The 10,844-nt window shown below is 73.4% G+C and carries 9 protein-coding genes; 4 read left to right on the top strand and 5 right to left on the bottom strand.

The genetic code is table 11. The features are described 5' to 3' along the window. Positions 1-248: 248 nt before the first annotated feature. Positions 249-1,448, top strand: a complete 1,200-nt coding sequence (locus tag B4M60_RS06050; protein WP_291081251.1) for a TerC family protein — start codon at positions 249-251, stop codon at positions 1,446-1,448. 18 nt (positions 1,449-1,466) lie between these two features. Here B4M60_RS06050 and B4M60_RS06045 read toward each other — a convergent pair whose 3' ends face one another. Then, positions 1,467-2,417, bottom strand: coding sequence for a hypothetical protein (locus B4M60_RS06045; RefSeq protein ID WP_291081249.1), 951 nt, complete (start codon positions 2,415-2,417; stop codon positions 1,467-1,469). Between the two features lie 96 nt (positions 2,418-2,513). Beyond that, the gene (locus tag B4M60_RS06040) at positions 2,514-3,872 is read right to left on the bottom strand and encodes a cytochrome P450 (RefSeq protein WP_291081247.1); all 1,359 of its coding nucleotides are present in this window, start codon (positions 3,870-3,872) and stop codon (positions 2,514-2,516) included. Between the two features lie 124 nt (positions 3,873-3,996). Between B4M60_RS06040 and B4M60_RS06035 the strand changes: the two genes are divergently transcribed. Further along, positions 3,997-4,614, top strand: coding sequence for a TetR/AcrR family transcriptional regulator (locus tag B4M60_RS06035; protein ID WP_291081245.1), 618 nt, complete (start codon positions 3,997-3,999; stop codon positions 4,612-4,614). A gap of 32 nt (positions 4,615-4,646) precedes the next feature. Here the strand turns inward: B4M60_RS06035 and B4M60_RS06030 are convergent, their stop codons facing one another. The 3 genes from B4M60_RS06030 to B4M60_RS06020 all read right to left on the bottom strand — a co-directional run bounded on the left by B4M60_RS06030 (position 4,647) and on the right by B4M60_RS06020 (position 9,222). Beyond that, complete coding sequence (locus B4M60_RS06030) at positions 4,647-6,518, bottom strand: glycosyltransferase (RefSeq protein ID WP_291081243.1); 1,872 nt, start codon at positions 6,516-6,518, stop codon at positions 4,647-4,649. A gap of 92 nt (positions 6,519-6,610) precedes the next feature. Next, positions 6,611-8,692 (bottom strand): DUF6541 family protein, encoded by a 2,082-nt coding sequence (locus tag B4M60_RS06025; protein WP_291081241.1) that lies wholly within the window; start codon positions 8,690-8,692, stop codon positions 6,611-6,613. Positions 8,693-8,697: 5 nt separating this feature from the next. Further along, entirely contained in the window at positions 8,698-9,222 is a 525-nt protein-coding gene (locus B4M60_RS06020; RefSeq protein ID WP_291081239.1) for a GtrA family protein, read from the bottom strand. Positions 9,223-9,287: 65 nt separating this feature from the next. Between B4M60_RS06020 and B4M60_RS06015 the strand changes: the two genes are divergently transcribed. Together B4M60_RS06015 and B4M60_RS06010 are read left to right on the top strand one after the other, a co-directional pair. Next, a complete protein-coding gene (locus B4M60_RS06015; RefSeq protein ID WP_291081238.1) occupies positions 9,288-10,010 on the top strand; it encodes a response regulator transcription factor in 723 nt (240 codons plus the stop codon). Then, the coding region (locus B4M60_RS06010; protein WP_291081236.1) for a sensor histidine kinase at positions 10,007-10,844 on the top strand (838 nt) is incomplete at its 3' end. The genes B4M60_RS06015 and B4M60_RS06010, both read left to right, overlap by 4 nt.

Here is a 10,844-nt window from a genome sequence, read left to right as displayed (position 1 = left end):
AGATGTGTATAAGAGACAGGCGCTGGCGTTGACCGGTCGCGATCCGGGGGCCTGGCCGGTCGGTCCTCGCTGAGCCCCGCCCCGGCGGGCAGCCGATCCGGGGTGCGATCGACTGGGCGGACCGCAGCGCCCACCTGGACAGATGTCGGCCCTTTGTCCACGCCCGCGCGGGCGACGCCGGGGGTGCCGGGCCGAACCCGGAGTAGGATGATCCGGTCCCTCTGCCGTCCCCGGAAAGGAACCCCGCGTTGGGTGCCACCCCGCTCGCCTGGTCGTTGTCAGTCGGTCTGATCGTCGCGCTGCTGCTGTTCGACTACTTCTTCCACGTCCGCAAGGAGCACATCCCGACGCTCAAGGAGTCGGCGGTCTGGTCGGCCCTCTACGTGGGGATCGCGATCGTCTTCGGCTTTGCCGTGTGGTTCTTCGGCGGCACCGACATGGGCGTGGAGTACTTCGCGGGGTACATCACCGAGAAGGCGCTCTCGGTGGACAACCTGTTCGTGTTCCTCCTGCTGCTGACCAGCTTCAAGGTCCCCCGGGCGGGCCAGCAGAAGGCGCTGCTCTTCGGCATCATCTTCTCGATCTTCGCGCGGACCGCGTTCATCTTCGTCGGCGCCGCCCTGCTCAACCAGTTCGCCGCGCTGTTCTACGTGTTCGGCCTCTTCCTCATCGTCACCGCGGGCCGACTCCTGGCGGAGGACGACGAGGACGACGACGCGGACAACGTCGTGGTCCGGCTGGCCAAGAAGTTCATCCCGGCCACCGACCACTACGACCACGACAAGCTGCTCACCGTGGAGAACGGCAAGAAGGTCATGACGCCGATGATGATCGTCATGGTGGCGATCGGCGGCACCGACATCATGTTCGCGCTGGACTCGATCCCCGCGATCTTCGGCCTCACCCAGAACGTCTTCATCGTCTTCACCGCCACCACGTTCTCGCTGCTCGGCCTGCGCCAGCTCTACTTCCTCCTCGACGGGCTGCTCGACCGGCTGGTCTACCTCAAGTACGGCCTCGCCGCGATCCTCGGGTTCATCGGTGTCAAACTCATCCTCCACGCCCTGCACGAGAACAACCTGCCGTTCATCAACGGCGGTGAGCACGTCGACGTGGTGGAGGTGCCCACCTTCCTCTCGCTCGGGATCATCGTGGGCGTGCTCGTGGTGACCATCGTCGCCTCGCTGGTGAGCCCGGCCGGCAAGGCCCTCACCGTGCTCGGCAACCTCAAGCGGCACTCCCACGAGTACCTCAACAAGGATTTCACCGACGACCCGGTCGAGCGGGCCAAGCTCTGGGCCAAGATCGTCGCCAACGAGGACAGGCTCCAGCACATCGACCGCAAGTACTTCGGCACCGAGGGCGACGTCTGGGAGCTCGAGCAGCTACTCCGCCGGGTCTGGGACGAGCAGGCCCGCTACGGACGCGCGACCGACCTGACGAGCTGACCGGACCCCTCCCGCGCGTCACCCCCGCCGGCCCGCCCACATCCCGTGCGGGTCGGCGGCGGGGGCGTCCCGCGGCGGGACCCGGATCTCGCTGGAGGGCCACCGCGTCCACAGCACCGCCGCCGCGCGGTGGCCGACGTCGCCCACACCCGGCGGGACCGGAGTCCCGCGCGGGACGGGGGCGGCGGGGCCCCGGACGACTATCACCGTCCAGCCCGCCGCCAGCAGCTGAGCGCGGTACCACTCGGGGATCGCCCCACACGCCGGCGCGGTCCCGCCGGCGGTGGACACCACGCACCGGGCGACGGGGTCCGCCAGCGGCAGATCCAGGGTCCGGTGCGCCAGCCGCACGGTGTGCCCGTGCCCGAAGTCCCCGCACCCGGCGGCCGCGAGCGCGAGGCGGGCGCGCGTCGAGTCGCTCGATCGCGAAAGCGGATCCGCCGCCCGGACGACCTCACCGAACATCCGGCCCCCGCGCCCGGCCGGGTGCACGACCGCGCTCGCCAACTGGCCCGCGAGTTCCGGCACCGCCGCGCACAGGCGCTCCACCGCCACCACGGCGTCCTCGAAGTCCAGATCGGCGGCCAGATCGCGGCAGGTGCGCAGCGGAGTGGTGACCCGGAGACCGCCGAGGTCGGTGACCGCCGCCGCGGGCAGCGCGCCGTAGCGGTACACCCGACCCTGGGGGGACCGTCGCGTGGACGGCAGCCAGATCTCCGGGAGCGCGTCGGCGGCGACCGAGTCATCCCCCCACAGCAGGGCCGCACTGCGGCCGCGGAGCACCCCCTCGGGCCAGGTCTTGGCCAGCGCGAGGCTGCGCAGGCGGAGGTCGTCCACCTGATCCTGGCGACGGTAGACCCCGTGCCAGATCCGGCGGTACGTCCTGCGGGCCCGCGGATCGGGCACGGCCACGGCGAGCTCGGCGGCGGTCAACGGGCCCGGCGGTCGGTTCTGAAGCGAGATGTCCATGCCGGACACTGTGCGCCACCGCCCCGCCGGATCCGGGCCGTGAGCGCTCCGCCGGGCGGGGACCTGTGGATGAACCGGGCCTGTGGAATGGAGGGGTCAGGGTCGGCCCAGTCGGGTGAGGCGGACCGGCTGCCCGTCCCGGGGGTAGGGCAGCGACTTCATGTCCATCGGCGCGCGGTAGTCCGCGTCGACGTGCCACTCGAAGTTGCGGAGGAGATGGTGGAGCACGATCGAGACCTCCGCGCCGGCGAAGTGCATGCCGATGCACTTGTGCACGCCGCCGCCGAACGGCTGCCACGCCAGGCGGTGCACCTTGTCCTCCCGGCGCTCCTCGGAGAACCGGCCGGGGTCGAACGCCTCCGGATCCGGCCAGAACTCGGCGAGGTGGTGGGTGAAATACGGGGCGATCGCGACCATGGTCCCCGCCGGGATGAAGTACCCCAGCACCTCGGTGTCCTTGACCGCCGTGCGCGCGATGGTGGGCACCGGCGAGACCAGCCGCAGCGACTCCTTCATCACCAGGTCGAGCGAGGTCAACCCGGAGAGCTGCTCGTAGCTGATCGAGTCGCCCGGGATCGCCAGGGACTCCTCCCGGCACCGTTGCTGCCACTCCGGGTGCTGGCCCAGGTACTGCATCATCGTCGAGATGGTGATGGTGGAGGTGTCGTGCGCGGCCATGAGCAGGAAGATCATGTGGTTGATCACGTCGTCGTCACTGAACCGCTCGCCGTCGACCTCCACCCGGCACAGCACCGAGAACAGGTCGTCGCCGTCGCCCGCCCGCCTGGCCGGGAGGTACTCGCGGAGGAACTCCTCCACCCGTCGCCGACCCACCAGGCCGCGGTGCCAGCGCCCGCCGGGGATCGGGTACCGCACCAGCGCGGTGGCCGCCTGGACGCAGTCGATGAACGCGGCGTTCACCTGATCGAGACGCGCCTGGTCGGCACCCGGGGCGCCCCCCATGAAGACGTCCACCGCGAGGTTCAGGGTCAACTGCTTCAGCCGGGGATAGACCTCCACGGACTCCCCCGGCTGCCACCGTTCGACCGCGGTACGGACCGCCGGATCGAGCGCCGCCGCGTACCGCGCGAGGCGATCGTTCGTGAACGCCTCCTGCATCAGGCGGCGGTGGGACATGTGCTCGTCGAAGTCCAGGAGCATCAACCCGCGGTCGAAGAACGGTCCGATGAGGTACTGCCACGCGTCGCCGTTGGCGAACGCCTTGTCCCGGTTCCGGAGCACCACGTCCGACGCCTCGGGCCCCAGCAGCGCCACGATCCTCGTGCCGAACGCCCGGAACCACGAGACCCGGCCGTAGCGCTGGTAGCGCGTCTGCCACAGGCGCATCGGATCCCGGAGGTAGTCCAGGCCGTGCCCCAGGAGCGGGAGGCCGCCGTCCCCCGGAACCGGCGCCAGCCCGCTGCCCGCCGGTGCATCCGCAAGTGTTCGTGTCACGAGCAACTCCTGACCTCCGCGCGGGTCCGTCCGCCTGGGAGGGCACCCGTCCGACCGTCTGACAGGGACCCCTGTCAGTTTGATCGAGTTTGAATCAGACAGGACGTCCTGTCAAGATCTGATGATGACCCCGACCCCGCGCCGTTACCGCGGAATCAGCGCCGAGGAGCGCCGGGCGGCGCGCCGCCGCCAGCTCCTGGACGCCGCGCTGGAGATCGCCGGCACCCGCGGCGTCGAGCGGACCACGATGACGGCGATCTGCTCGGAGGCGGGCCTGACCGAACGCTATTTCTACGAGAGCTTCGACGCCCGAGACCAGCTGCTCCTCGCGCTGGTCGACGAGATCGCCGAGCAGGTCCGCACCGCCGTGCTGACCGCGCTCTCGGACACCGAGGGCGACACCGCGGCCAGGGCGCACGCCGCGCTCGCCGCGTTCGCCGCGGTCCTCACCGACGACCCCCGCAAGGGCCGGGTGGCGATCATCGAGTCCGCCTCCGTGCCCGCGTTGAGGACGCGCCGCCACGAGCTGTTCCGCGACTTCGCCGCACTGGTCGTGTCACAGGCGCACGTGATGTTCGGGAGTCAGGCACTGCCCGCCCCCCGGGACGAGATCAGCGCGCGGCTGCTCGTCGGGGGACTGGGCGAGCTCATCACCGCGTGGCTGCAGGCCGAGACCGGTGCGGACGTGGAGGAGATCGTCGACGAGGCCACGCGCTGGTTCACCGCCGGCATGCACACCTGACTCCCCCGGGTGCGCCCCGGCCGGGCCAGGCGCTACCCGCCGTAGAGCCGCGCCCAGTTCTCCCGGGTCGTGAGCGGGGCCTGCGCGTCGCGCCACCGGGCCTGCGCCGCCGGAGCCTCGCGGACGAACCGCGACAGGAGCGCCACCAGCCGTCTCTGCAGATCGGCGGCGCGCTGCGGGTCCACCTTGCGGTGGTGCACCCCGGTCTGGGAGGCGTCGGTCACGTACACCTCGCCGAACAGCGAGACGTGCCACCAGGCGGCGTCCTCGTACGGGATCGCCACCACGCCACGGCGCTGCCGGCCCAGCCTCTGCGCGAGGAGACGCTTGGCCAGCACCTGGTCCTCGCGGTCCTCGCGGGGGATGCCGACCTTGCGCTCGACCCGGATCCCGGCGGGCAGGGTCTCCACCCCCAGCTTCGCGGTCTCGGGGTACCCGGCCCGCTCGGCGCGGATCGCGGCCAGCGCGTCCTGCCCGCCGTCGCCCACCCCGTGGGCGCCGTCGGGCCCGTCGAGGAACGCCTCGATCCCGCGCATCCGCGTGGCGGCCAGCCCGTACTGCATACCCACCATCGCGCGCAGGACGCTCCGGCCGAGGTTCACCGCCATCGCGCGCGGGTCGATCCCCTGCCGGATCGACGCGGTGACCAGGGAGTTGCGCTGGGAGAAGAACTGGCCGAAGTCGTCGCCGTCCTTCCAGTAGAAGTCGGCGTGCCACACGGCCGCGCCCTGCAGGGTGCAGGTGGGCATCCCGGCCTGCCTGCAACGCAGGCCGTACTCGATGTCGTCCCACTGGAAGAAGTACGGCATGGGCAGGCCGACCGCGTCAACGGCCTCCCCCGGCACCAGGCAGGACCACCACGCGTTGTACTCGGCGTCGATCCGCCGCTCCTGCCGGTTGTCCACCACCGACTCGTCGCGCAGCGCCCACTCGTCGGCGTCGAGCCCTCCCTTGAGCTGGTCGAGCCGCGTGCGTTCGGCGGAGACCAGCAGGTAGTCGGGGTTGAACAGGTAGAGCATCTGCGCACCCACGAGCATCGGCTCGCGCGTCACGGCGGCAAAGGCGAACAGGCGGAGCACGGTCTCGGGCTCCACCCGGACGTCGTCGTCCATGAGCAGCACGTCCACCGGGCCGGGGGCGCCCGGCGCCGTGGCCTCGAACAGCCCGCGGCTGAAGCCGCCCGCCCCGCCGAGGTTGGGCTGGCGCAGGTAGTGCAGGCGGTCGCCGAACTCCGCCGCGGCGTGCCGGTACGCCTCGCGGGTCTCCACCAGGTCGGTGCCCTGGTCGGTGACGTAGAGATCGTCGATCAGGTCGGCCACCAGGGCGTCGGCCACCAGCGAGTCGATCGTGGCCGCGCAGTCGTCCGCCCTGTTAAACGTGCAGATGGCCACCGCGGCGCGGCGGGCCGGCCTCGTCGTGGTGGTGCTCCAGGTGACCTCGGAGACGGTCGCCGGGGCGTCCACGGCGTGGAACTCCAGCCACATCGCACCCCCGTCGGTGAACGAGTCGACCGGGACGTGGAGCACCGCCATCCCGTCGTCGTGGTGGTGGACCACGTCGACGGTCCGCACGTGGGAGCCGATGTCGGACGCGCGGACCAGGACGTCCAGCTGCCCCGAGGTCTCCACCGCGACACGCACCGTCAGCTCGGAGACCGAGGTCCAGCGCTGCCAGTACGAGGCCTCGAAGCGGCCGAAGTAGGTGTTGGTGTCGACGACCGACCCCGCCTCCAGGTGCAGTTCCGAGCGGGTGCGACGGACCACGCCGCGCAGGATCCGCGAGTACAGGTCGTCGTTGACCCACTTGCGCGGACCCGAGAACAGCGTGCGCTGGAGCAGCAGGTCGCGATCGGTGGGCGCGGAGGCGGCGTCGGCGCCTGCGGCGGTCGCGGTGGTGGCGTCCATGTGGCGGGTGCTCCTGGGTGGGTCGGTACTGGGTGGGTCGGTGCCGGGTGGGTCGGTGCGGGCGTCGGAGGTCGTCCGGGGAACCGGGCCGCTCAGGGCCCGCTCGCGCCGTCCAGGCTAGCCCCCGACCCGACGGGGGCCGAGTCGACCGGCGGCGAGTCGACCACGGGTGAGTCGGTGTTCGGCGGCTGCTCCGCCGGGGTGACCGGGGGGATGCCGGGCGGCGGGAACAGCGGCGGATGGTCCGCGGGTACCGGGAGGACCTCGTAGAGCCGGGCGTCGGACGTCTCCTCGACCAGCCGCAGATGGGGGTTGAACCGCAGCCCGATGAACCCGCCCGGCCGACCCGGGCCGCCGACCGACCCCGTGCCGACGACCACCCAGCGCACGTCCAGGTCCTGCACCACCCGGGTCACGGCCGGGTCGAACCCGTACCTGTTGACCGAGGTGTAGAGGACCATCCGGTCCGCGCCGACCTGCGCCACCGGGTCGTCGGCCAGCGGGGCGCCGAACACCACCGGCACCCCGTGCAGCGCGTACACCCAGGCGGATCCGTCGAAGGGGTCCCCCAGGACCAGGCCGCCGTCGTACCGCTCGGCCAGCGCGTCGAGCACGATCCGTTCCCTGTCGGTGACCGCCGGCCCGTCGCCGTAGCCCCACACCCGCAGGTCCCGCGCCAGGACCGCGTGACCGGACGCCGCGAGGAGGCCGAGCACCGCCACCACCGCCACGCCGGCCCGCGCCGCGGGCCGGCGGTGGGAGCCGCGCGGCACCACCGCCCGGACGCCCGCGCCGGCCAGCACCGCCGACGGCAGGACGAGCAGGGAGGCGAAGCGGTGGGAATCGTCCCACCAGAAGCCCGTGATCGTGCGCACCCAGTCGCCCTCCACCGCCGCGGCCAGCACGTACAGCACCCCGTAGACCGCCAGCGCGGCGACGGGCGCGGCCAGCGGGCGGCGCAGTCGCGGCTCGAGCACCGCGGCGACGAGCCCCACCAGCACGGCCACGGCGATCCCCACCGACGCCGCCGGGGTCGGGCCGAGGTCGAGCACCGCGGCCACCGCCCGCGGCACGCTCACCTCGCGCGGCCAGGAGAACCCCGCGAGCGCATCGGTGGTCCCGGACGAGACCCTGGACACCGACCAGCCGGCGTAGGCACCGGCGGGCACCGCCGCCAGCGCGAACCCGCCCGTCACCGCCAGGCGGGGCCCGGTCCCCGGGGCGGCCACCACCCCGGCGACCGCCTGCGCCGCCAGCGGGATCGCCGCCGCCAGCGCCACCGACGGGTGCACCGACCACGCGCCGGCCAGCCCCGCCCCGAGCAGCAGCGCGTGGGCGGGCAGCCGGGGCGCCCGGGCCGCCACCGCCTCACCCAGCAACAGCAGCCCGGGGATCATCGCCACCCCGAGCGCGAACGGCAGCACCGGGCCCCGCCCCAGGGCGAGGTACGGGAACGTCCACGCCGACGCCGCCACGACGGCCGCGCCGACCGCCGCCAGCCGCGAGCCGCCGCACAGCCGCCCCGTCAGGGCCGCGACGCCCAGGACGAACACCACGCCGGTCACCGCGGAGAGCGCATCGAGCACCGCCGGGAGCGCGCCGCCGGGCAGGCCCAGCAGCAGCGCGGCGAGGGCGTGATAGGTGTCCGGGTAGAAGAAGTGCGGGTTGGCGGGCTGACCCACCGGGGCGAGGTCGGTGACGCCGGCCCGCCCGGTCTCGGCGATGAACCGCGTGGCGCCGCCGTGGAAGATCGCGTCCCACCCCTGGGGGATCGCCGTGAGCCCGCGGGTCGCCACGAGCACCTGGACGGCGGGGACCGCGGCCAGGACGACGACGACGAGGTCGCCCACCCCCGGGCCCGGCCGGCGACCGCCGGGCTCGTCGTCGTGGCCCTCTCCCCCGGCCCGCCGGCGCGCCACCCGGGCACCCACCCGTCCCGCGACGCCGACGGCGGCCGCGCAGGCGAGCGCGACGAGCGCCGTCACCCCGGCCGAGACCGGGCCCCAGCGGACGTCGGCGGCCGAGGTGACCGCGGCGCCCACCGCCACCACCGCCAGGGTGAGGGCGGGCCCGGCCGCCACCGCCTCCCGCCATCGGGCGCCCGCCGCCAGGCAGATCGCCGCGCCCGGCAGGACGAGCAGCGCGAGCGCGGCCGTGAGCAGCAGGGCGGGCATCGAGCTCAGCGGACCCGGAAGATCACGGTCCGCTGGACGATGAAGTTGGTGACCGTCGCGACGCCCTGGGCGATGACGTAGGCGACGGTGGTGGCCCAGAACTCGGTCCAGTCCATGCCGACGAACCACGGGGTCAGCACCATGAACAGGCCCCACTGCACGCCGAACATCAGCGCGTACAGCCCCATCGTGGCGATGAACCGTGCGCGCGACGGCTCGGCCCGGAACGTCCACCGGCGGTTGACGGAGTAGGCGGTGAGCGTGCCGGCGACGAAGGACAGCGCCTTGGCGGTGCCGTAGTCCAGGCCGACGAGCCTGAGCAGCTGGAGGAGGCCGTAGTCGACGATCGCCGACAGGACGCCGGTGAGGAAGAACCGGATGACCTGCGTCTTGAGGTCCGTCGGGTGGGCCGGGTCGGACTCGTGGCGGGGCTCGAGGGGGTCGACCGCCCCGCGCAGGGAGTCGAGGACGGAATCCTCCGGGAGGTCCGCCCCGGGTCCGTCGGATGCCGAGCCGCTGGGTGAGGTCACTCGACCAGGGTAGTTCCACGCCGATCCCGCCCGCGCCACGCACCGCCGGGGGGGACACTGGGCGGGTGACCACTGCCGACCCCGCCGCCCCCCGCCGCGTCCTGGTGGTGGACGACGAACCCCACATCCGCCGCGTCCTGCGCGGGTACCTCGAGGCGGACGGGTTCGTGGTCGACGAAGCCGGGACCGCGGCCCAGGCCCGGGAACGGGTCGGCTCCGTCGACCTGGTCCTGCTGGACATCGGGCTGCCCGACGGCAACGGGCTGGACCTGCTGCGCGACCTGCGGTCGGTCTCCCCGGTGTACGTGATCCTGGTGACCGCCCGCGCCGAGGAGGTCGATCGGTTGATCGGCCTCGAGGCCGGGGCGGACGACTACGTGGTCAAGCCCTTCAGCCCCCGCGAGGTCACCGCCCGCGTCCGCGCCGTCCTGCGCCGCGCGCGTGAGGCGGGGCCGGTCGGCGCGCCGCCGCTCACGCTCGACGGACTCACCGTGGACGTCGGGGCCCGGGAGGTCGCCGTCGACGGGGCGGCGGTCCCGCTCACCCCGATCGAGTTCGACCTGCTGGCCACCATGGCGGCCGCCCCGGGGCAGGTGTTCACCCGGCGGCAACTGCTCGACGCGGTGTGGGAGGACGGGCACTTCGGGGACGAACGGGTGGTCGACGTCCACATCCGGGGGCTGCGGCGGGCCCTGGCGGACGATCCGGCGGCGCCCCGGTTCGTCGCCACGGTCCGGGGCGCGGGCTACAAGGTCCTCCGGCCCGCGGGCCACGGGGGCGCGCGATGATCCGCACCCTGCGGGCCCGCCTGTTCCTCTCGCACCTCGCGGTGGCGGTGACCGGTGTCGTGGTGGTGCTCGTGGTGGTCCGGCTGACGGCGCCGATGCTCTTCGACGACTCCCTCCGGCCCGGCGGACCGGGCGGGCGCGGGGCCGGGGCCGGGGCGGGCCTGCGCTCGGTCGTCGCCGACGCCGTCACGACCGCCACCGTGTGGGGCGCGCTCGCCGGCGTGGCGGTCGCCCTCCTCGCGGCCCGGGTGGTGGGCCGCCGCCTGCTCCGCTCCCTCGCCGAGGTCGGCGCCGCCACCACGGCGATCGCCGCCGGCGACTACACCCGTCGGATCAGCCGGCCCCCCGAGCGCGAGATCGCGGCCCTGGCCGACGACGTGAGCACCCTGGCCCGGGCCATCGCCGAGACCGAGGAGCGCCGGATGCGCCTCATCGCCGAGGTCGCCCACGAGATGCGCACGCCGCTGACCGTGATCGACGGGTACGTGGAGGGCATCTCCGACGGCGTGTTCGGTGTGGAGGAGCTCGGGCACGTCCGCGCCGAGAGCTCCCGGCTCCGGCGACTGTCCGAGGACCTGTCCACGCTGTCGCGGGCCAGCGAGGGGCGGCTCGAGCTGGCCCCGACGGAGACCGACCTGAACGAGCTGGTCGGCGGCACCGTCGAGCGCCTGCGCCCCCGGTTCAGCGGGACGGGGGTCGAGCTGCGGCTGGACCCGCCGAGCGGAGCGGTGAACGTCGTCGCGGACCCCGACCGCGTCGCGCAGGCGGTGGAGAACCTTGTGGTAAACGCGCTGGCCGCCACGGAGCGTGGCGAGGGCACGGTGGCGGCCCGGG

The organism is Dietzia sp. UBA5065 (assembly GCA_002415925.1).
Classification (GTDB): Bacteria; Actinomycetota; Actinomycetes; order Mycobacteriales; family Mycobacteriaceae; genus Dietzia.
This window is presented reverse-complemented; position numbering and strand designations above follow the sequence as displayed.